Source organism: Microbispora cellulosiformans, from assembly GCF_008728085.1.
Taxonomy (GTDB): Bacteria; Actinomycetota; Actinomycetes; order Streptosporangiales; family Streptosporangiaceae; genus Microbispora; species Microbispora amethystogenes.
In genome coordinates, this window is record NZ_VYTZ01000008.1 from 340,329 (window position 1) to 361,977 (window position 21,649).

Annotated in this window: 24 protein-coding genes; 13 read left to right on the forward strand and 11 right to left on the reverse strand. The window is 71.0% G+C overall.

Annotation, left to right across the window (positions count from 1 at the left end; all coding sequences use genetic code 11):
• The first annotated feature begins 2 nt into the window (after positions 1 to 2).
• The 3 genes from F5972_RS24145 to F5972_RS24155 are packed head-to-tail and all read left to right on the forward strand — an operon-like array spanning position 3 to position 2,527.
• The gene (locus tag F5972_RS24145) at positions 3 to 1,430 is read left to right on the forward strand and encodes an aldehyde dehydrogenase family protein (protein ID WP_150936109.1); all 1,428 of its coding nucleotides are present in this window, start codon (positions 3 to 5) and stop codon (positions 1,428 to 1,430) included.
• Entirely contained in the window at positions 1,420 to 1,659 is a 240-nt protein-coding gene (locus tag F5972_RS24150) for a hypothetical protein (RefSeq protein ID WP_150936111.1), read from the forward strand. Before F5972_RS24145 ends, F5972_RS24150 begins: the two co-directional genes overlap by 11 nt.
• Complete coding sequence (locus F5972_RS24155; RefSeq protein ID WP_150936113.1) at positions 1,652 to 2,527, forward strand: aldehyde dehydrogenase family protein; 876 nt, start codon at positions 1,652 to 1,654, stop codon at positions 2,525 to 2,527. The genes F5972_RS24150 and F5972_RS24155 overlap by 8 nt, the downstream gene beginning before the upstream one ends.
• On the opposite strand, the gene rho is transcribed toward F5972_RS24155, so the two are convergent.
• Together rho and F5972_RS24165 are read right to left on the reverse strand one after the other, a co-directional pair.
• Complete coding sequence (rho, locus tag F5972_RS24160; protein WP_404803077.1) at positions 2,524 to 3,681, reverse strand: transcription termination factor Rho; 1,158 nt, start codon at positions 3,679 to 3,681, stop codon at positions 2,524 to 2,526. The genes F5972_RS24155 and rho overlap by 4 nt on opposite strands.
• A 259-nt stretch (positions 3,682 to 3,940) precedes the next feature.
• On the reverse strand, positions 3,941 to 4,519 hold the full coding sequence (locus tag F5972_RS24165) for an LURP-one-related/scramblase family protein (protein WP_150936117.1): 579 nt from the start codon (positions 4,517 to 4,519) through the stop codon (positions 3,941 to 3,943).
• 183 nt (positions 4,520 to 4,702) lie between these two features.
• On the opposite strand from F5972_RS24165, the gene F5972_RS24170 reads away from it, so the two are divergent.
• The 3 genes from F5972_RS24170 to F5972_RS24180 all read left to right on the forward strand — a co-directional run bounded on the left by F5972_RS24170 (position 4,703) and on the right by F5972_RS24180 (position 6,190).
• Entirely contained in the window at positions 4,703 to 4,918 is a 216-nt protein-coding gene (locus F5972_RS24170; RefSeq protein ID WP_150936118.1) for a PspC domain-containing protein, read from the forward strand.
• An 89-nt stretch (positions 4,919 to 5,007) separates the two neighbouring features.
• The gene (gene lipB, locus F5972_RS24175; protein WP_225311795.1) at positions 5,008 to 5,643 is read left to right on the forward strand and encodes a lipoyl(octanoyl) transferase LipB; all 636 of its coding nucleotides are present in this window, start codon (positions 5,008 to 5,010) and stop codon (positions 5,641 to 5,643) included.
• Between the two features lie 82 nt (positions 5,644 to 5,725).
• Entirely contained in the window at positions 5,726 to 6,190 is a 465-nt protein-coding gene (locus F5972_RS24180; RefSeq protein WP_150936121.1) for a tetratricopeptide repeat protein, read from the forward strand.
• Positions 6,191 to 6,199: 9 nt separating this feature from the next.
• On the opposite strand, the gene F5972_RS24185 is transcribed toward F5972_RS24180, so the two are convergent.
• From F5972_RS24185 to F5972_RS24205, 5 genes are all read right to left on the reverse strand, one after another.
• Entirely contained in the window at positions 6,200 to 7,747 is a 1,548-nt protein-coding gene (locus F5972_RS24185; RefSeq protein WP_150936124.1) for an amino acid permease, read from the reverse strand.
• 10 nt (positions 7,748 to 7,757) lie between these two features.
• The gene (locus F5972_RS24190; RefSeq protein WP_150936126.1) at positions 7,758 to 8,681 is read right to left on the reverse strand and encodes a phosphotransferase; all 924 of its coding nucleotides are present in this window, start codon (positions 8,679 to 8,681) and stop codon (positions 7,758 to 7,760) included.
• Positions 8,682 to 8,786: 105 nt separating this feature from the next.
• Positions 8,787 to 9,593 carry an SAM-dependent methyltransferase gene (locus F5972_RS24195; RefSeq protein ID WP_225311797.1) on the reverse strand — a complete coding sequence of 269 codons (807 nt, stop codon included), beginning with the start codon at positions 9,591 to 9,593 and terminating at the stop codon, positions 8,787 to 8,789.
• Positions 9,594 to 9,654: 61 nt separating this feature from the next.
• Positions 9,655 to 10,533, reverse strand: coding sequence for a sugar kinase (locus F5972_RS24200; RefSeq protein WP_150936128.1), 879 nt, complete (start codon positions 10,531 to 10,533; stop codon positions 9,655 to 9,657).
• A 91-nt stretch (positions 10,534 to 10,624) separates the two neighbouring features.
• On the reverse strand, positions 10,625 to 11,170 hold the full coding sequence (locus F5972_RS24205) for a type 1 glutamine amidotransferase domain-containing protein (protein WP_150936130.1): 546 nt from the start codon (positions 11,168 to 11,170) through the stop codon (positions 10,625 to 10,627).
• 318 nt (positions 11,171 to 11,488) lie between these two features.
• Between F5972_RS24205 and F5972_RS24210 the strand changes: the two genes are divergently transcribed.
• Positions 11,489 to 12,289 carry a DUF72 domain-containing protein gene (locus tag F5972_RS24210; RefSeq protein ID WP_150936132.1) on the forward strand — a complete coding sequence of 267 codons (801 nt, stop codon included), beginning with the start codon at positions 11,489 to 11,491 and terminating at the stop codon, positions 12,287 to 12,289.
• Between the two features lie 112 nt (positions 12,290 to 12,401).
• On the opposite strand, the gene F5972_RS24215 is transcribed toward F5972_RS24210, so the two are convergent.
• Positions 12,402 to 12,983 carry a hypothetical protein gene (locus F5972_RS24215; protein ID WP_150936134.1) on the reverse strand — a complete coding sequence of 194 codons (582 nt, stop codon included), beginning with the start codon at positions 12,981 to 12,983 and terminating at the stop codon, positions 12,402 to 12,404.
• A 222-nt stretch (positions 12,984 to 13,205) separates the two neighbouring features.
• Between F5972_RS24215 and glnII the strand changes: the two genes are divergently transcribed.
• From glnII to F5972_RS24245, 6 genes are all read left to right on the forward strand, one after another.
• On the forward strand, positions 13,206 to 14,219 hold the full coding sequence (gene glnII, locus F5972_RS24220; RefSeq protein ID WP_150936136.1) for a glutamine synthetase: 1,014 nt from the start codon (positions 13,206 to 13,208) through the stop codon (positions 14,217 to 14,219).
• A 117-nt stretch (positions 14,220 to 14,336) separates the two neighbouring features.
• Positions 14,337 to 15,443, forward strand: a complete 1,107-nt coding sequence (locus F5972_RS24225; RefSeq protein WP_225311799.1) for a glycerophosphodiester phosphodiesterase — start codon at positions 14,337 to 14,339, stop codon at positions 15,441 to 15,443.
• Positions 15,444 to 15,669: 226 nt separating this feature from the next.
• Positions 15,670 to 16,611, forward strand: coding sequence for a metal ABC transporter substrate-binding protein (locus F5972_RS24230; RefSeq protein ID WP_150936137.1), 942 nt, complete (start codon positions 15,670 to 15,672; stop codon positions 16,609 to 16,611).
• Positions 16,608 to 17,369, forward strand: coding sequence for a metal ABC transporter ATP-binding protein (locus tag F5972_RS24235; protein WP_111697344.1), 762 nt, complete (start codon positions 16,608 to 16,610; stop codon positions 17,367 to 17,369). The genes F5972_RS24230 and F5972_RS24235 overlap by 4 nt, the downstream gene beginning before the upstream one ends.
• A 13-nt stretch (positions 17,370 to 17,382) precedes the next feature.
• The gene (locus F5972_RS24240; RefSeq protein ID WP_150936139.1) at positions 17,383 to 18,282 is read left to right on the forward strand and encodes a metal ABC transporter permease; all 900 of its coding nucleotides are present in this window, start codon (positions 17,383 to 17,385) and stop codon (positions 18,280 to 18,282) included.
• Positions 18,283 to 18,358: 76 nt separating this feature from the next.
• Positions 18,359 to 19,186 carry a metal ABC transporter permease gene (locus F5972_RS24245; protein ID WP_150936141.1) on the forward strand — a complete coding sequence of 276 codons (828 nt, stop codon included), beginning with the start codon at positions 18,359 to 18,361 and terminating at the stop codon, positions 19,184 to 19,186.
• Here F5972_RS24245 and F5972_RS24250 read toward each other — a convergent pair.
• The 3 genes from F5972_RS24250 to F5972_RS24260 all read right to left on the reverse strand — a co-directional run bounded on the left by F5972_RS24250 (position 19,176) and on the right by F5972_RS24260 (position 21,626).
• Complete coding sequence (locus F5972_RS24250; RefSeq protein ID WP_150936143.1) at positions 19,176 to 20,357, reverse strand: zinc-dependent alcohol dehydrogenase; 1,182 nt, start codon at positions 20,355 to 20,357, stop codon at positions 19,176 to 19,178. The two genes, F5972_RS24245 and F5972_RS24250, sit on opposite strands and share 11 nt — an antisense overlap.
• A 77-nt stretch (positions 20,358 to 20,434) precedes the next feature.
• A complete protein-coding gene (locus tag F5972_RS24255) occupies positions 20,435 to 20,710 on the reverse strand; it encodes an isoamylase early set domain-containing protein (RefSeq protein ID WP_150936145.1) in 276 nt (91 codons plus the stop codon).
• 100 nt (positions 20,711 to 20,810) lie between these two features.
• Positions 20,811 to 21,626, reverse strand: coding sequence for an SAM-dependent methyltransferase (locus F5972_RS24260; RefSeq protein ID WP_225311801.1), 816 nt, complete (start codon positions 21,624 to 21,626; stop codon positions 20,811 to 20,813).
• Between the last annotated feature and the right edge of the window lie 23 nt (positions 21,627 to 21,649).

Sequence of the window (21,649 nt, forward strand, 5' to 3'; positions counted from 1 at the left end):
TCATGTTCGAATACGCACCCGCGCCCGAGTCGCGGGACATCGTCGGCATCCGGCCGTCGTACGGCCTTTTCATCAACGGCGAGTGGGTCGAGCCGCAGGGCGAGGAGCGCCACAAGACCGTCAACCCGGCCACCGAGGAGGTGCTCGCGGAGGTCGCGTGGGCGGGGGAGGCCGACGTCGACCGCGCCGTGCAGGCCGCCGCCAAGGCGTTCCCCGTCTGGTCGGGCATGCCCGGGGCCGAGCGGGCCAAGTATCTCTTCCGGATCGCCCGGATCATCCAGGAGCGGGCGCGTGAGCTGGCCGTGCTGGAGACGCTCGACAACGGCAAGCCGATCCGTGAGTCGCGCGACGTGGACCTCCCGCTGGTCGCCGCCCACTTCTTCTACTACGCCGGATGGGCCGACAAGCTCTCCTATGCCGGGTTCGGTCCCGACCCGCGCCCGCTGGGGGTGGCCGGGCAGGTCATCCCGTGGAACTTCCCGCTCCTCATGCTGGCCTGGAAGATCGCGCCCGCGCTGGCCTGCGGCAACACGGTCGTGCTCAAGCCCGCCGAGACGACGCCGCTGACCGCGCTCGCCTTCGCCGAGATCTGCCGGCAGGCCGACCTGCCGCCGGGGGTCGTCAACATCGTCACCGGCGCGGGCGAGACCGGCGCGGCGCTCGTCGCCCACCCCGGCGTGGACAAGGTCGCCTTCACCGGCTCCACCGAGGTCGGCCGCCACATCGCGAGGAGCCTCGCGGGCACCCGCAAGAAGCTCACACTGGAACTCGGCGGCAAGGCAGCCAACATCGTGTTCGAGGACGCCCCGATCGACCAGGCCGTCGAGGGGGTCGTCAACGGCATCTTCTTCAACCAGGGCCACGTCTGCTGCGCCGGGTCGCGGCTGCTGGTGCAGGAGTCGGTCGCCGCCGACCTGCTGGAGGCGCTCAAGCGGCGTCTCGGCACGCTCAGGCTCGGCGACCCGCTGGACAAGAACACCGACATCGGCGCGATCAACTCGGCCGAGCAGCTCGCCAAGATCCGCGAGCTGTCGGAGGCCGGGGAGGCGGAGGGCGCCGAGCGCTGGTCGCCCTCCTGCCCGATCCCGGACCGCGGGTACTGGTTCCCGCCGACCCTGTTCACCGGCGTCGCCCAGTCGCACCGGATCGCCCGTGAGGAGATCTTCGGTCCTGTGCTGTCGGTGCTGACGTTCCGCACCCCCGCCGAGGCGGTGGAGAAGGCCAACAACACGCCGTACGGGTTGTCGGCGGGCGTGTGGACCGAGAAGGGCTCGCTCATGCTGTGGGCGGCGTCCCGGCTGCGGGCGGGCGTCGTCTGGTCCAACACGTTCAACCGGTTCGATCCCGCCTCGCCGTTCGGCGGCTTCAAGGAGTCGGGGTACGGCCGCGAGGGCGGGCGGCACGGTCTGGAGGCCTACCTTGCGGTATGACCGATGCGACCGTCACGAGGCCCGGCCGCACGCCCGCTGTGACGACGGACGTCGCCGCCGCCTGGCCCGCCGGGCCTACGCGGGAGCCGGAGAGGGCTTCTCCCGGGGCCGCCGTTCCCGCCGCTTCGCCGTACGGCACGGGTGGTTCGCGCACCGCGGCGGCGTGTGCCGGTGCGGCCAGACCTACCAGCCCGCCCGTCCGCTCGAGATTGGAACCTTCGATGAGTGAGCAGGCCGCGCGGCTGGCCGTGCGCAAGACGTACAAGCTGTTCGTCGGCGGCGCGTTCCCGCGTTCGGAGAGCGGAAGGTCGTATGCCGTGACCTCCTCCAAGGGAGACTTCCTCGCCAACGCCGCCAGGGCCTCGCGCAAGGACGCCAGGGACGCCGTCTCGGCCGCCAGGAAGGCGTTCTCCAAGTGGTCGGGCGCCACGGCGTACAACAGGGGCCAGATCCTGTACCGGGTCGCCGAGATGCTGGAGGGCCGGCGCGCGCAGTTCGTCGCCGAGGTCGTCGACGCCGACGGCGTCTCAGCGAAGAAGGCCGGCGAGCTGGTGGACGCGGCGGTCGACCGGCTGGTCTGGTACGCGGGCTGGTCCGACAAGATCGGTGCGGTCCTGGGGTCGGCCAACCCCGTCGCCGGGCCGTACTTCAACCTGTCGAGCCCGGAGCCGACCGGCGTGGTGGCCGTGGTCGCCCCGCCGATGGGCCCGCTGCTGGGCCTGGTCAGCGTGATCGCGCCGGTGATCGTGACCGGGAACACGTGCGTGGTCGTGGCCTCGGAGCGGGCGCCGCTGCCGGCGATCACGCTGGCCGAGGTGCTGGCGACCTCCGACCTGCCGGGCGGGGTGGTGAACATCCTCACCGGCTCGGCCGCCGAGATCGCTCCCTGGCTCGCGGGCCACATGGACGTCAACGGCATCGACCTGACGGGCGCGGACCCCGAACTGGCCGTCACGTGCGAGGAACTCGCCGCCGAGAACCTCAAGCGGGTGCTCCGGCCCCCGGCCGGCCGCGTGGACTGGCTCGCCGACCCCGGCATCGAGCGGATGTCGGCGTTCCTGGAGACCAAGACCGTCTGGCACCCCATCGGGGTCTAACCCCTCGACAGGGCCAGGAGGAGTTCGGCGTTCGAGCCGGTGTTCTTCAGCGAGCCGAGGAAGCGCTCGAACGACTCCTGGTCCTGCAACGCCCGCCGCAGCCGCCAGATCAGCGGCAGTTCGGCGGCGTCGAGCAGCAGTTCCTCCCGGCGGGTGCCGGACGCGACGACGTCGACGGCGGGGAAGACGCGGCGGTCGGCGAGGCTCCGGCTCAGCTTGAGCTCCATGTTGCCGGTGCTCTTGAACTCCTCGAAGAGGTTGTCGTCCATCTTCGAGCCCGTCTCGACCAGCGTGGTCGCGAGGATCGTCAGCGATCCGCCGTCCTGAATGTTGCGGGCGGCGCCGAGCACCTTCTTGGGCTGGTGCAGGGCCCGCGCGTCCATGCCGCCGGTGAGCACCCGCCCGCCGCTCGGCGCGGCCATGTTGTACGCCCGGCCGAGGCGGGTGATCGAGTCGATGAGCACGACCACGTCCCGGCCGGTCTCCACCAGCCGCTTGGCCCGCTCGACGGCCAGCTCGGCCGCCAGGATGTGGTCCAGCGGCGGGCGGTCGAAGGTCGAGGCGACCACCTCGGCCCGGACCGACTCGCGCATGTCGGTGACCTCCTCGGGCCGCTCGTCCACCAGGACGACCATGAGGTGGCATTCGGGGTGGTTGGCCGTGATCGCGTTCGCGACGGCCTTGAGGAACATCGTCTTACCGGCCTTCGGCGGGGCGACGATCAGGCCGCGCTGGCCCTTGCCGACCGGGGCGAACAGGTCGATGACGCGGGTGGCCAGGACGTTCGGCGTCGTCTCCAGGCGCAGCCGCTCGTCGGGATGGATCGGCACGAGGTCGGCGAAGTCGGGCCGGGACGCACCGGTGTCGACCGGGGCGCCGTTCAGCGAGACGACGGAGGCGAGCCGGCCGTTCTCCCCGGCGCCTCTGACGAGGTCGCCGCGGCGCAGGCCGTACCGCGCCACGAGCGCGGCCGGGACGGCCACGTCCTTCGGCCCGGGCAGGTAGCCGCGGGACCGGATCACGGCGTTCCGGCCGGCGAAGTCGAGCAGGCCGCCGACCTCGGTGGCGACGGTCGCGGGGCCGTCCCCGGCCGGCGCCCGCCGCGTACGGGCGGAGACGCGCGGCTTGGGAACGGTGAGAGTGGTGGGGGTCACAGGACTCCTCGGTGTGGAGGTGTGCGGAGTCCTCGCGGGACTCACACGCACGAATCATGGGGTTGTCCGCTGGAAGCGGATCGTGGGACGCCGCGCCCGGTAGGACGGAGAGTCGCCCGTCAGATCACGGATCGCGCGGGAGGTCTGGTGCCGGCTGGTGGCCGGCGGAAGATGTGCGGAGCGCGTATGGGCTCGAACGGAGCCAGAACCATACGGCTACCCGCCGACTATAACAGTCGCTGCCGCTCCGGGGATTCCCTCACCTGGCCTGGAGCGCGTCGAGGGCCACCGCCATGGCGATGACCAGGCGGCGGTCGAGGCGCGGGTCGTGGATCTCGATGGCGTACCGGTCGCGCAGGCCCCAGCGGCGGTCGACCGAGAACGCGATCGAGGCGCCGATGCTGAAGTCGAAGTGGTACGGCAGCCACTCCAGCGAGTCGGCGAAGCGGCGGAGCAGGGCGACCACGAAGTTCCGCTCGTGCCCGGTCAGCGTCGGCAGGCCGGGCTGCTGGAGGTGCCAGGTCGAGCGGAGCAGCGACTGGCCGAAGTTCTTCCGGAAGGTGCCGATCGAGGCTCCGGTGTGGTCCACGACGTCGTACTCGCCGGCGATGTCGAGCACCTTGCGCGCCTTGAAACCGGCGAGGACCGTCTCACGCGACTCGTCGGTGTAGAGCGTCACCTGCTCCTTGAGCGCCAGCCGCTTCTGCTCGGCGAAGCCCACGAGCTCGCCCTCGGAACCGCCGGGACCGGCCACATGGACGACGTACCTGTTCACCATCATGGTGATCTTCTGCCGCAGGTACAGCCGGGTCTGCCCCTGCAGAGTCGCTATGTCCATGTTTAACTCCCACGACGGTCTTTTGGCTCCCTATATGCCCCCTTCCACGAGAAGATCACCGGCGCGGACCCCCGAATCGCCAAATCAGGGACGGCTCAGGGAGAGTCAGGGTTTTATCAGGGTCCCTGGCGGAACGTGACCTGTCGAACGGTCCGTTGTACCGGGTGACGAAAGGAACCGACGATGTACCGATCGAGACAGCACAAGATGATCGCCGGCGTCTGCGGGGGGCTCGCGGAGCGGTGGGGCACCTCGCCGACCGTCATCCGCGTGTTGTTCCTGTTGTCCTGCCTCCTGCCCGGCCCCCAGTTCGTGGCCTACATCATCATGTGGATCATCTTCCCCAAGGCCCCGGCCGCGTCAGCGCCGGGCCACGACTACTCGTACGGTCGCAGGTAGGCGGAGCGGGGCCGCGCGGACGCGTCTATGGCTCACATCGGAATAATGCTCACATCGGAATATGCTCACATCGGGAGAGGTGAGCGATGATGCGGCGACGGCCCCTGACGCTGATCCAGGACGACCTGGTCGACTATGAGAAGGCCATGGAACGCATGGCCGCCCTGGTCGAGGAACGGCAGGACGACGCGCGGCCCGACACACTGTGGCTGCTGAGTCATCCGCCGGTCTTCACCGTCGGCAAGCGCACCCTGGAGTCCCACCTCCCCGACCCGGCGGCCGGCATCCCCGTGGTGCCGACCGGCCGCGGCGGCCAGCTCACCTACCACGGCCCCGGGCAGCTCGTGGGCTACCTGGTCGTGAAGCTGGGCACCGGCGAGGGCGTGGTCGACTACATCCGCGAGGTCGAGCTGCGCCTGGTGGAGGCGCTGGCCGCGCTCGGCGTTCCCGCCGAGCGGCGCGACACCCCGCCAGGGTCGGAACTGCTTACGGGCGTGTGGACCAGGGACACCGGCCGCAAGATCGTGTCAATCGGCATGCGGGCGAGCCGGTCGGTCACGAGCCACGGCTTCGCCCTCAACGTGGAGGGCGACCTCACGCCGTGGAACCTCGCGATCCCCTGCGGCATGCCGGACGTGGAGATGACGTCGATCGCCCACGAGCTCGGCCGGGCCTCCATGGAGGAGACCCGCCGAGCCGTCGCCACCGCCTTCGAATCCTCCTGAGCTCCGGCCCTCGTGACCTGCGGCCGCAAGCCCCGGCCGCTACGCTGACCGCGATCATTCGCGACGGCGGGAGGCGCTGCCCATGACCACCGACCCGACGATGACCCGGATCGGTCAGGCGGTGGAGTTGCATCACGGCCAGGGTCAGCGTGACGCCGCTCGCGACCTGTTCGCGCAGATCTGGGATGACATCGGCGGTGAGCAGGGCGACCCGCTGCACGTCTGCGTCCTCGCCCACTCGATGGCCGACGTGCAGGACGACGTACGGCAGGAGCTGATGTGGGATCTGCGCGCGCTGGCCGCCGCCGATCTCGTCACCGACGAGCGGGTGGCCGAGGCCGGCGTGCCGCTCTCGGTGGCCGGCCTGTATCCGTCGCTGCACCTGAACCTGGCCGAGTGCTACCGCAAGCTGGGCGATCTCGGCCGCGCCCGGGAGCATCTCCAGAAGGCGCGGGCCGAGATCGGCGCGCTCGGCGACGACGGATACGGGCGGCTCATCAGGGGCGGCCTGGACCGGCTGGCCGAACAGCTGGATGAGCCCACCTGAAAGCCGGGATCAGGCGACCGGTTCGGGCTGGTCCACGTCGTCGACGGTGCGGCGGGGGCCGGTGAACCAGTTCCTGGCCGACAGGCGCCACCACAGGGCGATGCCGACGAGCACGGCGCCCACGGCGAGGGGGGCGTAGTTGACCGACGTCCAGGTGAAATCGGCGTTGCCGGGCACGCCCGCGGGTGAGATGGGCAGCACGAAGTAGACCGAGATGATCGCGATCTCGATCACCGCGATCCAGCAGAGCACCTTGTACTTGCGGCCCAGCGTCCACGGGCCGGTCTGGAAGGCGTCGCCCGCGCGCAGCCGCAGCCAGATCGGGATGAGGAACGCGAGGTAGAGCCCGATGACCGCGATGGACACCACGGCCAGGAACGCCACCGGCGTCGCGGAGCCCTCGGGGGCGTACAACGCGGGCAGCGTGATCAGCAGCGCGACGGCGCAGCCGCCGATGATCGCGTTGACCGGCGTGCGGTTGCGGTCGACCTTCGACCACAGCCGCCAGCCCGGCACCGCGCCGTCCCGGGAGAACGCGTACGTCATCCGGGACATCGAGGTCACGCAGCTCATCCCGCAGAAGAACTGCCCGATCGTGGAGATGCCGAAGACGACCGTGGCGAGGGTGGACGACAGCGACGAGGTGAAGATGGCCCCGACGAAGCCGCCCTCGGAGTCGACGGCGTCCACGTTCGTCGCGGCGAACAGGAAGGCCAGCAGCAGGATCCAGCCGCCGATCGCGGAGTAGAAGATCGACTGCCACAGGCCCTTGGCCGCCGCGCGGGCCGCGCCGTGCGTCTCCTCCGACACGTGCGCGCAGGCGTCGAAGCCGGTGATCGTGTACTGCGTGAGCAGGAAGCCCAGCGGCAGCACGTACAGCCAGAAGGCGGGCCCGGAGTCCCCGCTGCCGAAGCCGGAGTGGTTGAACGTCTCGAACAGGAAGCCCACGCTCTGGTGCTTCGACGGGCCGAAGACCAGGATCAGCACGACGGCCGCCGCGCCGAACACGTGCCACCACACCGAGATGTTCTGCAGCAGCGAGATCAGCCGGTGGCTGAAGATGTTGATCAGCGCGTGCAGCACCAGGACGATCGCGAACAGCAGGAAGGTCTGATGCAGCGCGTTGCCGTTCGCCCAGGAGTCGCTGAACCGCCCGACCACGATGTTGAGGAACGTCGCGCAGCCGTAGTCGACCGACGCGGTGACCGCGATCAGCCCGATCAGGTTCAGCCAGCCGGTGAACCAGCCGTGGACCGGCCTGCCGAGCTTGGCGGCCCACCAGTAGATGCCGCCGGCCGTGGGGTACGCGGAGACCAGCTCGGCCATGCAGAAGCCGATGATCAGGATGAACGCCGAGATCAGCGGCCAGCCGACGGAGATCGCCAGGGGCCCGCCGTTGTTCCAGGCCTGGCTGAAGGTGGTGAAGCAGCCGGCCAGGATCGAGATGATGGAGAAGGAGATCGCGAAGTTGGAGAACCCGCTCCAGGTGCGGGCCAGTTCCTGCTTGTAGCCGAGTTCCGCGAGTCGTTGGGCGTCGTCGTCGAGGGTGTGCGCCATGAGGCCTCCTCTAACCGGTGCGGGATATCCGGCCGCTGACCCCGTCGATCAGCCGGCCGAAGCAGGGGTCCGCCAGGTCCCGTACGGCGCGGGCGAACTTCTCGGCCGCCTCCGCGTCGTAGTCCAGGGCGGGCAGGGCGCGGTCGCGGACCAGCCCCCGGTGGACGACGAACCACAGTGCCCAAGTGAGGTTGGCCATGATCAGGTTCAGTCGTACGCGGGGGACGTGCTCGTCGTCGCCGAAGTAGGCCCGGGTGAGCCGTACGACCTGGCCGGGGTCGAAACCGGCCTCGGCGGCGATGTCGCCCAGTTCGAAGCAGGGGTCGTTGTTGCCGGAGAGCTGGTAGTCCACGATGCGGACGCCGCCGCTCGTGGCGATCAGGTTGCCGCAGATCAGGTCGTTGTGGCAGGGGACGGACGGCAGCGGGCGGCGGGCGAACGCCGCCTCGATGTCGTGCGCCAGCGGCAGCACGTCCTCGAACCCGGCCGGCAGCGCCAGGTCGTGGGCCCGGCACCGGGCCAGGTAGTCGCGGAGCGTGCCGAAGATGGAGAAGTCGTTGGCGAACCGGAGCCCGGCGTGCAGGCGGCGGCAGGCGGCCGCCACCTCCTCGATCCGCGCCGCCACGGCCGGGACGTCGAGGGTGACGCCCTCGACGTACTCCAGCACGAGGGCGCCCGGCAGCACGTGCACGACCCGGGGGCCGACCCCGGCCGCCGCCGCGGCGACCGTGTTGGCGATCTCCTGGTCGAGCGGGATGCCGAGACCCGCCTCGGTGATGCGCGGATCGAGCACCCGCAGGATCCAGCGGTCGCCGTCCGCGCTGTCGATCCTGGCGACGTGGTGGCTGAGCCCGCCCGTGATCGGGGTGAAGGTCAGCGGCCGTCCGGCCCAGCCCGTGACGACATCACGCACGTCACCGACAGGATCTGGCATGCCCGGCTCCTTTGGTCTGCCTTCAGACCATTGCTCTGATTCTCCGGGCGGGGTGTTACGGGACGGTACCAATGTCGCAACGTCCCGCGCCTCGCGGCGAGGTGATCAGCGCACGCGGCCGACGCCGCCGAGCGCGCCGGCCTTGCCCTCCCGTACGGATAGGTACTCGGCGTCGGGCCGCCAGTCCTGCAGCGGCACCACCCCCGGGTCGACCAGGTCGAGGCCGTCGAAGAAGGCGAGGACCTGGTCCCGCGACCGGGAGGTGGTGCCGGGGACGGAGGTGCGGCTGAAGACCTTGCGGCCCTCCTCCTCCTGGCCCTCGCTCAGTTCGCCGAGCGAGCCGTGCGAGACCACCAGGTAGCCGCCCGGCGCCAGCGGGGCCCGGAGCGCTGAGACGATCTTCAGGGCCTCGTCGTCGTCGGGGACGAAGTGCAGCACCCCGAGCAGGAGGACGGCGAGCGGCTCGGAGAAGTCGAGGTGCGCGGTGACCTCCGGATCGGCCAGGAGCGCCTCGGGATCCCGCATGTCCGCGCCGACCGCGATCACCCGCTCGTTCTCGGCGAGGATCGCCCGGGCGTGGACCAGGACGATGGGGTCGTTGTCCACGTAGACGACACGTGACTCGGGAGCCAGTTCCTGGGCGACCTGGTGGACGTTGCGCTGCGTGGGAAGCCCGGCGCCGATGTCGAGGAACTGCCGGATGCCCTGCCGGGAGAGGTACGCCACGGTCCGGACCAGGAACTCGCGGTTCTCCCGGGCGATGTCCGGAAGGTTGGGCAGGATCTCGATGATCTTCTGGGCGGCCTCGCGGTCCACCGCGAAGTTGTCCTTGCCGCCCAGGTAGTAGTCGTACATCCGGGCGACGCTGGGTGCGAACGGATCAACGCCCGCCGGTGCCCTCTGCTCGTCCACGGCACCCCTCCTCGTCGTACATCACGGATGGTACCGGGCTTGATCAGGATATTGCGGACCTTTACGGCGGAAGCTCGCCGCGGGTGGGGAGGCCCTGCCACGAGCTGGGGCTGGCCACGGCGAAGGCGGCCACGGAGATGCCGCGCTTGAGCCGGTCGGAGGGGTGGAGTTCGTCGAGGATCGCGCTGAGATAGCCGGCCACGAACGCGCCGCCGACCTCGGCGGGGTCGACGGACGTCACGGGGGCGGCCTGGGTGTCGTAACGCAGGCCCTCCACGGTGGCGCTGGCGCCCTTGGCGCCCCGGGTCACGACCAGCTCGGGGACCGACGCGAGCGCCGGCTCCACGAGCCCGAGCTCGTCCTGGGTCGCGAAGAGCACGTCGGCGCAGGCGGCCAGCTCGGTCAGGCCCTGCCGCGCGTCCTCCACGCTGTCCCACAGGTGCGGGCGGTGGTTGACGTCGACGGAGACGAGCACGCCGGCGTCCTTGGCGAGTTTCGCCGCGTGGTGGACGGCGCTGTAGGCGTAGCCGCTCAGCCCGACGGTGACGCCGGTGACGTGGAGGATCCGGGCCGACTGGACGGCCTCCCCGGGCACGTCGCCGGTGGTCAGGCGCGAGCCCGCCGACCCGCCGCGGTAGTACGCCGCGTGCGACGACCGGCCGATGCGCCGCTGGCGTACGACGAGACCGGTGGAGGCCGTCGGGTCGACCCGTACGGCCGAGACGTCCACGCCCTCGCCGCGCAGGACGGTCAGCGTGCGGACGCCGAGTTCGTCGGCGCTGACCCGGCCAAGCCAGCCCACCGAGTGGTCGAGCCGGGCCAGGCCGACCGCCGTCGTCAGCTCGGGTCCCTCCACGTCGAGGCGGGTGCCCATGTCATGGCGCAGCCGGTCGGCCGAGACGACGGCCAGCGCCTCTCCGAGCGTGAAGACCTCGGTCATGCAGTGTGTCCACGGGGTAGCACCGGAAAAGCATGGCAGACCGTGATCCGCTCGGAAAGTGCTTCTGGAACGATCCGCGCCGTGCGCGGGCTCAGCCGCCGAACGCTTCCACGGCGGCCTGGCAGAACGCCTTGAGGTCGTCCGGCTTGCGGCTGGTCACCAGCGTGTTCGGGCCGCCGGTGCAGACCACGACCTCCTTGTCCACCCAGGTCGCCCCGGCGTTGCGCAGGTCGGTCCGCAGGCTCGGCCACGAGGTGAGCGTGCGCTCGCGCACCACGTCGGCCTCCACCAGCGTCCACGGCGCGTGGCAGATGGCCGCGACGGGCTTGCCCGCCTCGAAGAACTCCTTGACGAACCGTACGGCCTCCGGCTGCATGCGCAGGAAGTCGGGGTTGGCGACTCCGCCGGGGAGGACCAGCCCGTCGAAGTCGGACGCCGAGACGTCCCCCGCCACCGCGTCCACGGGGAAGGTGTCGGCCTTGTCGAGGTGGTTGAACGCCTGCACCCGGCCCCGCTCGGTGGAGATCAGCTTCGGCGTGCCGCCCGCCTGTTCGACGGCCTTCCACGGCTCGGTGAGCTCGACCTGCTCGATCCCCTCTGGGGCCACGAGAAATGCGATCGTCCTGCCCTGAATCATCATGCTCCTTCTGTGTTTCCCGCTTCGCTCGTCGGGGCGCTCACATCCGCCATCTTCCCTCGTCGCTCGTCCCTCGCTCCTCAGTCCAGATCGGCGGCGCGCCCCTCCGGCTCGCTCGGTGTTTCCCGCTTCGCTCGTCGGGGCGCTCACATCCGCCATCTTCCCTCGTCGCTCGTCCCTCGCTCCTCAGTCCAGATCGGCGGCGCGCCCCTCCGGCTCGCTCGGTGTTTCCCGCTTCGCTCGGTGCTTTCCGCTCGGTCTTGACGACGCGTGCCCGGTGATCTGCGATCTATGCCGTTCGCGGGGTAGGAACCGGACATGCCCGTGCTGGTGGGGACCTCCGGATGGCAGTACGCCGACTGGCGTGACCTCGTCTACGGGGGAGTGCCGCAGCGGCTGTGGCTGGAGAGGTACGGCGAGATCTTCGCCACGGTCGAGAACAACAACGCGTTCTACCGGCTGCCGAAGCGGGAGACGTTCGAGTCGTGGCGGGAGCGCACCCCGCCGGACTTCGTCATGGCGGTCAAGGCCAGCCGCTTCCTCACCCACATCAAGCGGCTGAAGGACCCGGAGGAGCCGGTGGAGCGGCTGATGGGCGTGGCCGAGGGCCTCGGCCCCAAGCTGGGGCCCATCCTGCTCCAGTTGCCGCCGACCCTGCAGGCCGACGCCGTACGGCTGCGGGCCTGCCTGGCCCGGTTCCCGTCCTCGGTGCGGGTCGCGGTGGAGCCGCGGCACGCCTCGTGGTGGACCGCCGAGATCCGCGACCTGCTGACGGAGTTCGGGGCCGCCCTGTGCTGGGCCGACCGGCTCGGACGGCCGGCGGGGCCCCTGTGGCGCACCACGAGCTGGGTCTACCTGCGCTTCCACGAGGGCCGGGCCGACCCCTGGCCGGCGTACGGGCGGCGTGCGCTGCGCAGCTGGGTCGACCGGCTGGGCGACGTGCCGGACGCCTACGTCTACTTCAACAACGACCCGGGCGGCGCCGCCGTACGCAACGCCGTCACGTTCGCGGAGATCGCCTGCACGCAGGGGCGGGAGGTGACCAGGGTGCGGCCTCCGGCGGGTCTGGGCGGCGAGGCCCACCGGCAGCGGAACCGGCTGCAGCCCGCCCCCTCATAGGTGTGTTTCCGCTGAGGGGGCGTGCCGCCGCCCGGGCACCGTGCCCGATCACGCCTGCCCGATCACGCCTGCCCGGCCACTCCGGCCGCTCACGCCTGGTCGGGCACGCCGGTCAGGCGCGCCGGTCGTCGCTCGCGTGCCGGCCACCCGCGACCAGCTGGTCCGGCGACGACTGCCGGGGCACGGAGTAGTGGTGTGGTGCGGTGTCCCCCGCCCTGTCCCGCGCCCGGTCCTCGGCGCGGATCTCGGCACGGTCGGCAGCGCGCTCGGCGGCACGGTCCTCGACCCTGTCGTCGACGCCGTCCCGGTCCCGGTCGACCTTGGGGTAGGCCGCGGTGACCGGAGCGACGCCGTCCCGCTCGGCCTCGGCCTCGGTGGCGGGAGACGACTGGAGACGGCGCTCCAGCTCGCGCTTCTCGGCCTCCAGGCGGGACACGCGGTCCCGCTCGGCGAGGCGCGCCTCGCGCGCCTTGCGACGCCTGACGGCCCCGCGGCGCAGGCCGCCGGTGATGAGCATCAGACCGACGACGAACACGGCGGCGGTCACCACGCCGGCGATGAAGAACTCGAACGGGCTGAGGTTGAAGGTGCGGTCAAGGATCGTGACCGGCAGGGTGTTCGCGGTGTCGTTGACCGACACCTCGATCACCGCCGCCGCCGCGATCAAAACCAGAAGCAGGCCCAGTAAGACCATCTGCCCTCACTCCCTGGTGCGGTGTGCGATTCGTGGACGGTCTCCGTCTGCCCGCAAAGGCGCGGATCATGTGCTTCCGGTCACAACGGGGCAGCGGTTTGTCAAGCAAAGAACACGCGTTAACACCCTGGTTACAAACGGGCAAAGGTTACGAAATGCCAGAACGGCACTCTCAAGCGTGGCGGACGAACGCCAGGCCGCCTCGCTTCGAAAGGGATCGACGTGACCTACAAGGCCGAGTACATCTGGATCGACGGCACGGAGCCGACCGCGAAGCTCCGTTCCAAGACGAAGGTCCTCGCCGACGGCGCCGAGCCGGGGCTGTGGGGCTTCGACGGGTCCAGCACCAACCAGGCCACCGGTCACTCCTCCGACCTGGTGCTCAAGCCCGTCTTCGTCTGCCCGGACCCGATCCGCGGCGGCGACCACGTTCTGGTCATGTGCGAGGTCCTGCACACCGACATGACCCCGCACGCCACCAACACCCGCGCCGCGCTCGCCGAGGTGGACGAGCGGTTCGCGGCGCAGGAGCCCTGGTTCGGCATCGAGCAGGAGTACACCTTCTTCAAGGAGGGCCGCCCGCTCGGCTTCCCGCTGGGCGGCTTCCCGGCCCCGCAGGGCGGCTACTACTGCGGCGTCGGCGCCGACGAGGTCTTCGGCCGCGACATCGTCGAGCTGCACCTCGACCGCTGCCTCGCCGCCGGCCTGAAGATCTCCGGCATCAACGCCGAGGTCATGCCCGGCCAGTGGGAGTTCCAGGTGGGCCCGGGGGGTCCGCTGGAGGTCGGCGACCACATGTGGGTCGCCCGCTGGCTGCTCTACCGCACCGCCGAGGAGTTCGACGTCGCCGCGACGCTCGACCCCAAGCCGGTCAAGGGCGACTGGAACGGCGCCGGCGCGCACACCAACTTCTCCACCAAGGCTATGCGTGAGGGCTACGAGCCGATCATCACCGCCTGCGAGGCCCTGGCCGACAACGCGGTGGAGCACGTCAAGCACTACGGCCACGGCATCGAGGACCGGCTGACCGGCCACCACGAGACCGCTCCGTGGGACAAGTTCAGCTACGGCGTCTCCGACCGCGGCGCCTCGGTCCGCATCCCGTGGCAGGTCGAGGTCGACAAGTGCGGCTACATCGAGGACCGGCGCCCCAACGCCAACGTCGACCCCTACCTGGTCACCCGCCTGATCACCGACACCTGCTGCTCCGCCCTGGAGAAGGCCGGCCAGATCTGATCCTCCTCATCACGCTCCTCCGTACGGCTCCCGGGTCACCCGGGAGCCGTACGCGTTTCCCGGGGAAGGCACGGGAAGGTCACGTCCGGTACGCCTGCCACGTCTAGCGTCCGGGACATGACCATGATCCGCAGATCCGCCGTCGTCGTCCTGTCCGTCCTCGTCGCGGGTACCGTGGCCGCTGTGTCACACCAGCCGGAACCCGCCGCCGCGGGGCGGGAGCGTCAACCCCTCGTCATAGGGCACCGGGGCGCCAGCGCCCTGCGGCCGGAGCACACGCTGCTGTCGTACGAGACGGCGATCGCGCTCGGGGCCGACTACATCGAGCCCGACCTCGTCTCCACCAGGGACCACGTCCTGGTGGCCCGGCACGAGAACGAGATCTCGGGGACCACCGACGTGGAGAACCACCCCGAGTTCGCCGCCCGCCGCACCACCAAGACCATCGACGGCGTGCCGGTCACCGGCTGGTTCACCGAGGACTTCACGCTGGCCGAACTGCGCACGCTGCGGGCCACCGAGCGCATCCCCGACCTGCGCCCCGACAACGCGGCCCTGGACGGCCTGGCCCAGATCCCGACATTCGACGAGGTCGTGGAGCTGGCCCAGCGGCGCGGCGTGGGCGTCTACCCGGAGACCAAGCACCCCACCTACTTCGACTCCGTCGGGCTGTCGCTGGAGGAGCCGCTGCTGGAGGTGCTCGGCCGGCACGGCTGGCGTGACCGGCGCGACCCGGTGTTCATCCAGTCGTTCGAGACGGCCAACCTGCGCGAGCTGCGCGGGAAGACCCGCCTGCCGCTGATCCAGCTGGTCAACGGGTCCGGCGCGCCGTACGACCGGGTGGCGGCGGGCGACCCGCTCACCTACGACCGGATGGTGACGCCCGCGGGCCTCAAGGACATCGCGTCGTACGCCGACGGGATCGGCGCGGCGACCTCGCGGGTGGTCCCGACGGGCCCCGACGGCCGCCTGCTCGCGCCGACGACGCTCGTGCGCGACGCCCACCGGGCGGGGCTGGACGTGCACGTGTGGACGCTTCGCGACGAGAACTCCCAGCTTCCGGCCGACTTCCGGCTCGGGGACCCGGCGAACCCGGCGTACCCGCGCACGACCGGCGACGTGACGGGCTGGCTGTCACGCCTGCTCGACCTCGGCGTCGACGGCGTCTTCGCCGACAACCCGGGCACGGCCCGCGCCGTCCTCGCCGCCCGCGCCCGCCGATAGACGCGAAGCGAGAAACACCGAGCGATCCGGAGGGGCGCGCCGCCGGTCTGGACTGAGGAGCGAGGAACGAGCGACGAGGCTGTGTCCCTGGCGCGCCTCCGGGCACGACCGGGCGGGTGTGAGCGCCCCGATGGTGAGTGGGAAACACGCCGGTTTGACAATGATTTTCATTTGCGGGACAGTTGAATGGGAAGTCTCCCCTGATACGCCGACTTGAGGATCTGTCGTGCTCTCGCCGCTTGCCCGAACCCTGTCGTCCGCCGCGCTGCTCGTCCTGTTCGCCGCGGGGTGCGGCGGCGCGGAGCCCTCGACCCCCGATGACCCGTCGCTGCCACTGAAGGTGGTCGCGACCACCACCCAGGTCGCCGACTTCGCCCGCAACCTCGGCGGTGACCGGGTCACCGTCCACCAGCTGCTCCGGCCGAACGTCGATCCGCACGACTACGAGCCGTCGCCCGCCGACATGCGGGCCATCGCGGAGGCCGACGTGCTCGTGAAGAACGGCGTGGGCCTGGAGAAGTGGCTCGACGACACGATCCGGGCCGCCGGCTTCGACGGCCCGGTGGTCGACGCCTCGCAGGGCGTGCCCGTCCGCGGGGGCGACGCGGAGGAGGGCGAGAGCGATCCGCACATCTGGCACAACCCGCTGAACGTCAAGACGATGGCCGCCACGATCGGCAGGGCGTTCGCCGCCGCCGATCCGGGCGACGCCGCCGCCTACCAGGCCAACCTGGCGGCGTACGACGCGAAGCTGGACGCGCTCGACGCCGACATCGCCCGGAAGATCGGCTCGATCCCGGCCGACCGGCGCAAGCTGGTGACGAACCACGACGCCTTCGGCTACTACCTCGACCGCTACAAGCTGACCTTCGTCGGGTCGATCATCCCGAGCTTCGACACCTCCGCCGAACTGTCGGCCAAGCAGGTCGCCGATCTCGTCGCCGAGATCAGGGCGACCGGGACGGCGGCGATCTTCTCGGAGGCGTCGCTGCCGCCCAAGACCGCCGAGGCGATCGGCCGCGAGGCCGGGGTGACCGTCGTGGCCGGCGAGGACGCGTTGTACGGCGACTCGCTCGGCCCCGAGGGGTCGGCCGGTGCGACCTATCTCCAGATGGAGGAGCACAATACCGACACCATCGTCAACGCGTTGAGGGGGACGTCCACATGAGTGAGCGGGCGCCGACCCTGGTGATCGACCGGGCGAGCGTGGCCTACGGCGACGTCCCGGTGCTGGAGGAACTGGACGGCGTCGTCCACGAGGGCGAGGCCGTGGCGCTGATCGGCCCGAACGGCGCGGGCAAGTCGACGCTGATCAAGGCGCTGCTCGGGCTGGTCCCGGTCGTCCGCGGCCGGATCGAGGTGCTGGGCACCACCCCGGCGCAGGCCCGCCGCGACGTCGCGTACGTGCCGCAGGCCGACACGCTCGACCCCGACTTCCCGGTGTCGGTCGAGCAGGTGGTGATGATGGGCCGCTACCGCCGGATCGGCTGGCTGCGCCGACCGTCGGCCGCCGACCGGGCCGAGGTCGCCGGGGCGCTGGAGCGGGTCGGCCTGGCCGCGCGGGCCCGCGACCGGTTCGGCACGTTGTCGGGCGGGCAGCGCCAGCGGGTGCTGCTGGCCCGGGCCATCGCCGCCGGGCCCCGGATGCTGCTGCTCGACGAGCCGTTCAACGGCGTCGACGCGGTCAGCCAGCACGCGCTGCTGGAGGCGATCGGCTCGCTCAAGGAGCAGGGCGCCTCGGTCGTCGTCAGCACCCACGACCTCGCCATCGCGCACCTCGCCTGCGACGAGGTGTGCCTGCTCAACCGGCACCAGTTCGGCTTCGGCCCGACCGGCGACGTGCTGACCCCCGAGCGGCTGCGCGCGACGTACGGCGGGCACGCGCTCGAACTGCGCGGCGACCGCGTGATCGTCACCCAGACGTGAGGGCGGCGCGGTCATGATCTTCTTCGAGCCGTTCCAGCTTCCGTTCATGGCGCGGGCGCTGGCCGAGCTGGTCGTCCTCGGCGCGCTCGCGGGCACCGTCGGCGTGCTGGTGCTGCTGCGCCGGCTGGCCTTCGTCAGTGACACCCTGACGCACACCGTCTTCCCCGGGGTGGTCATCGGCCACATCATGGCGGGGGACGGCGGCGTCTTCTGGGGCGCGCTCGCCGCCGGGGTCGTCACGGCGGTCCTGCTCACGCTGCTGACCGCCCGCCGCAGGGTGAGCGAGGACGCCGCGCTCGCCGTGCTGCTGACCACGCTGTTCGCGGTCGGCGTCCTGCTGGTGTCGCGGCAGACGGGGTTCACCTCCGACCTCACCGCGTTCCTGTTCGGCCGGGTGCTCACCGTCACCGAGGAGCAGCTCGTGCAGACCGCCGTCGTGACGGTGCTGGTCGTGGCGCTGCTGGCGGTGCTGCGGCGGCCGCTGCTGCTGCGGGCCTTCGACCCCGTGGGCGCCCGCGCGGCCGGGGTCCGCGTCGGCCTGCTCGACCTCGTGGTCAACGTCGCGGTCGCCCTGGTCGTCGTGGCCGCCGTCAAGGCGGTCGGCACGATCCTCGTGATCGCGCTGCTGGTCGTGCCGGCCGCGGCGGCCCGCGCCCTGTCGGACCGGCTCGTGGTCATCGTGCCGCTCGCCGCGCTCCTCGGCGCCGCCGCCGGATGGCTCGGGCTGGTCGCGAGCTACGAGGCGTCGATCGGGTACGGCCTCCGGCTCGCCTCCGGGGCGACCGTGGTGCTCGTCCTGGTCGGGTTGTACGGCCTGGCCCACGGTGCCGCGTTCGCCCGCCGGCGTGCGAAGCTCGGTCAGGCCCGGCGCCGCGTCGCGTCCGAGGAACTCGACGTCCTGGAGGCGGCATGAGTGAGTGGAGCGAGCGAATCAATAAACACAGCACGATTTGCGAATGCAACCCCGAGCCGCCAGGCGAGGGGGTGGCATGAGCTGGCTCGACTCCACCGTCCACCGGGCCCTCGTCGAGGCGGTCCTGGTCGGCGTGCTCGGCGGGGTGACCGGGGTGTTCGTCGTCGCCCGGCGGCTGCCGTTCTTCACGATGGCCCTCACCCACGCGACGTTCCCGGGCATCGTGGTCGCCGCCATGCTCGGGGTGAACCTCTATCTCGGCGGGGGGCTGTTCGGGCTGCTGGTGGTCGCCGCCGTCCTGGTCTTCAGCCGGGGCCGCGGGCAGGACTTCACCACGGCGACCGGCATCGCCCTGTCGGGCGGCTTCGCGCTGGGGGTCGTGCTGGTGTCGTCGCAGGACGGGTTCACCCGCGACCTCGCGGCGTACACGGTGGGCGACGTCCTCGCGGTGAGCACGGGCGACCTCGCGGCGACCGTCGCCGTCACCGTGGGCGTGCTGCTCCTGCTGGCCCTGGTGGGCAAGGAACTGCTGCTCGCGGCCTTCGACCCGGTGGGCGCCGCGGCGCTCGGGCTGCCCACTGTTCTGCTCGACTTCGCCCTGCTGGCGGTCGTCGAGGTGACCGTCGTCGCCACCGTGCCCGCCCTCGGGACGATCCTCGCCGTCGCGCTGATCGTCGGCCCGGCCGCGACGGCCCGCCTGCTCAGCGACAGGATCGCGCTGCTGTTCCCGATCGCCGCGGCGATCGGGGTCGCCTGCGCGCTGGCGGGAGTGTGGGTCTCCACGGTGTGGAACGTCGCGACCGGGGCGTCGATCGCCCTGCTCGTCGGCCTGGTGTTCGGGGCGGTCTTCCTCGCGACCGCCGTACGCGGACGGACGAGACGGGCCGTGCCGGTCAGGGCGTGAGCAGGACCTTGATGGCGCCGTCCTCCTTCTTCTGGAAGATCTCGTAGCCGTGCGGCGCCTGGTCGAGCGGCAGGCGGTGGGTCGCCAGGTCCTCGACCCCCAGCGGGTCGGCGTCGTCGGTCACGAGCGGCATGAGGTCGTCGATCCACCGCTTGACGTGGGCCTGGCCCATCCGCAGCGCGATCCCCTTGTCGAACATCCGCAGCATCGGCATGGGGTCGGTCATCCCGCCGTACACGCCGCTGATCGAGATCGTGCCGCCGCGCCGCACGGTCTCGATGGCGTCCTGCAGGGCGGCGAGCCGGTCGAGGCCGGCCCGGGTCATCATCGCGGCGGCCGCCTTGTCGGGCAGCATCCCGGTGACCGTCTGGGCGAACTTGCCGACGGTGTAGCCGTGCGCCTCCATGCCGACCGCGTCGATGACCGAGTCGGTGCCCCGGCCGCCGGTCATCGACCGGACCGCCTCGGGCACATTGTCGGTGTCGCCCGCGTCGATCACCTCGATGCCGTGCCTGCGGGCCATCTCCAGACGCTCGGGCACGAGGTCCACGGCGATCACCCGGTAGCCGCGGTGGCGCGCGATGCGGGCCGACATCTGCCCGATCGGGCCGAGGCCGAAGACCGTGACGCTGCCGCCGTCGGGGATCTCCGCCCACTCGACCGCCTGCCACGAGGTGGGCAGCACGTCGGAGAGGTAGACGAACCTCTCGTCCGGCGGCCCCTCCGGCACCTTGATCGGCCCGAAGTGGGCCTGCGGCACGCGGAGATACTCCGCCTGGCCGCCGGGCACCTCGCCGTACAGCTTGGTGTAGCCGAACAGCGCGGCGCCGGTGTCGTACTCGCGGACCTGGGTGGTCTCACACTGGGCGAACAACGCCCGGTCGCACATGTAGCAGTGGCCGCACGAGATGTTGAACGGGATCACGACGCGGTCGCCGGGGGCGATGTGGGTGACCCCCGCGCCGACCTCCTCGACGATCCCCATCGGCTCGTGGCCGAGGACGTCGCCCTCCCCGATGAACGGGCCGAGCACCTCGTAAAGGTGGAGGTCGGAGCCGCAGATGGCGGTCGTGGTGACACGGATGATCGCGTCGGTCGGTTCCTTGATCGCCGGGTCCGGAACCTCCTCCACCCGCACGTCGCGCTTGCCGTGCCAGGTGAGTGCCTTCATGGTTTCCCCTTCCAGAAGGGCCTGGGTGTCACGATCGTTCCCGTATGCCCGAGTTATGGAAGAGGAAACGGCCCTTATCAGAGGTGGAGCACGCTGCCGCGCTCGTCCACGTGGTCGGCGCTCTCGTCGTCGAACCACACGCCGCCCGTCGCGAGGTAGCGGAACCGGTGCGCGCCGGGCGGGAGGATCACCGACACGGTACGGGTGCCGTTCCTGCGCCGCAGCAGTTCGTGGCGGCCGGGCAGCCAGTCGTTGAAGTCGCCGACCACGCTGACCGTCCCCAGGGGCTGGTCGACGGGCAGTGCGAAGGTCACCCGGGTCTTCGGGCCGAACAGTCTGTTGCGCTTCAGCATGCGTCTCCTCCCATCCAATGCGATGACGCATATTGTCGCGTACCGCACCTAAAGGAAGAAACCAGTACAGGAAGGACGTAACACAATATTCACGGCTTTTTCAGGGAATTCGGCCGACCCCGCAGAGGAACCAGGTGGGCAGGTTGCGCCGGGCCTGCCGTAGGAGCGGATTCTCGTCGCCGGGCCGCCAGTCGTCCAGCGGGACGAGGCCGGGATCGAGGAGGTCGAAACCGTCGAACAGGCCCTGGATCTCCTCGCGGTTCCGCAGGGTGATGCCCGCGTCGGAACCCCGGTAGACCGCCGCCCCCTCCCGTGCCGCGCCGCCCCGCTCCTCGTCCGTGACGTGGGACAGCACGAGGTGACTCCCGGGGACGACGGCGTCCCGCAGCCGGGCCACGAGCTCGGCCGGCTTGTCGTCCCTGGACAGGAAGTGCACCACGGCCACGAGCAGGATCGCGACCGGCTGCGACAGGTCGATCAGCGAGCGCAGCCCGGGATCGGCGAGGATCTCCTCGGGCCGCCGCAGGTCGCCCCGTACGGTGACGGTGGAGCCGGCGCCGGACAGCAGGGCCCTGGCGTGCGCGAGCACGACCGGGTCGTGGTCGACGTACGCCACCCGCACCGTGGGATCCAGTTCGTGGGCCACCTCGTGAACCCCGCCCTGGGCGGGCAGCCCGGTGCCGATGTCCACGAACTGCCGGATGCCGGCCTCGGTCACCAGATGGCGTACGGCGCGGCGCAGGAAGGCGCGGTTGCGGCGGGCCAGCACGCGGGCCTCGGGCGCGACCCGCAGGACCCGCTCCGCCGCCTCCCGGTCGGCCGCGTAGTTGTTCTTCCCGCCGAGGAAGTAGTCGTACATGCGGGCGGGGTTGGGGACACTCGCGTCGATGCCCGGCGGCGGCGCGTCATCGGCCACGTGTCTGTCTCCCTGACCGGCGG

What these genes read in the sequence shown, in the direction of transcription:
- F5972_RS24155 (WP_150936113.1), top strand. Translation starts at nt 1,652, where the DNA reads ATGAGTGAGCAGGCCGCGCGGCTGGCCGTGCGCAAGACGTACAAGCTG.
- F5972_RS24245 (WP_150936141.1), top strand. Translation starts at nt 18,359, where the DNA reads ATGAGCTGGCTCGACTCCACCGTCCACCGGGCCCTCGTCGAGGCGGTC.
- F5972_RS24210 (WP_150936132.1), top strand. Translation starts at nt 11,489, where the DNA reads ATGCCCGTGCTGGTGGGGACCTCCGGATGGCAGTACGCCGACTGGCGT.
- F5972_RS24250 (WP_150936143.1), bottom strand. Translation starts at nt 20,357, where the DNA reads ATGAAGGCACTCACCTGGCACGGCAAGCGCGACGTGCGGGTGGAGGAG.
- lipB (WP_225311795.1), top strand. Translation starts at nt 5,008, where the DNA reads ATGCGGCGACGGCCCCTGACGCTGATCCAGGACGACCTGGTCGACTAT.
- F5972_RS24200 (WP_150936128.1), bottom strand. Translation starts at nt 10,533, where the DNA reads ATGACCGAGGTCTTCACGCTCGGAGAGGCGCTGGCCGTCGTCTCGGCC.
- F5972_RS24165 (WP_150936117.1), bottom strand. Translation starts at nt 4,519, where the DNA reads ATGGACATAGCGACTCTGCAGGGGCAGACCCGGCTGTACCTGCGGCAG.
- F5972_RS24240 (WP_150936139.1), top strand. Translation starts at nt 17,383, where the DNA reads ATGATCTTCTTCGAGCCGTTCCAGCTTCCGTTCATGGCGCGGGCGCTG.
- F5972_RS24190 (WP_150936126.1), bottom strand. Translation starts at nt 8,681, where the DNA reads ATGCCAGATCCTGTCGGTGACGTGCGTGATGTCGTCACGGGCTGGGCC.
- F5972_RS24145 (WP_150936109.1), top strand. Translation starts at nt 3, where the DNA reads ATGTTCGAATACGCACCCGCGCCCGAGTCGCGGGACATCGTCGGCATC.
- F5972_RS24225 (WP_225311799.1), top strand. Translation starts at nt 14,337, where the DNA reads ATGACCATGATCCGCAGATCCGCCGTCGTCGTCCTGTCCGTCCTCGTC.
- F5972_RS24205 (WP_150936130.1), bottom strand. Translation starts at nt 11,170, where the DNA reads ATGATTCAGGGCAGGACGATCGCATTTCTCGTGGCCCCAGAGGGGATC.
- F5972_RS24215 (WP_150936134.1), bottom strand. Translation starts at nt 12,983, where the DNA reads ATGGTCTTACTGGGCCTGCTTCTGGTTTTGATCGCGGCGGCGGCGGTG.
- F5972_RS24255 (WP_150936145.1), bottom strand. Translation starts at nt 20,710, where the DNA reads ATGCTGAAGCGCAACAGACTGTTCGGCCCGAAGACCCGGGTGACCTTC.
- F5972_RS24235 (WP_111697344.1), top strand. Translation starts at nt 16,608, where the DNA reads ATGAGTGAGCGGGCGCCGACCCTGGTGATCGACCGGGCGAGCGTGGCC.
- F5972_RS24170 (WP_150936118.1), top strand. Translation starts at nt 4,703, where the DNA reads ATGTACCGATCGAGACAGCACAAGATGATCGCCGGCGTCTGCGGGGGG.
- F5972_RS24180 (WP_150936121.1), top strand. Translation starts at nt 5,726, where the DNA reads ATGACCACCGACCCGACGATGACCCGGATCGGTCAGGCGGTGGAGTTG.
- F5972_RS24185 (WP_150936124.1), bottom strand. Translation starts at nt 7,747, where the DNA reads ATGGCGCACACCCTCGACGACGACGCCCAACGACTCGCGGAACTCGGC.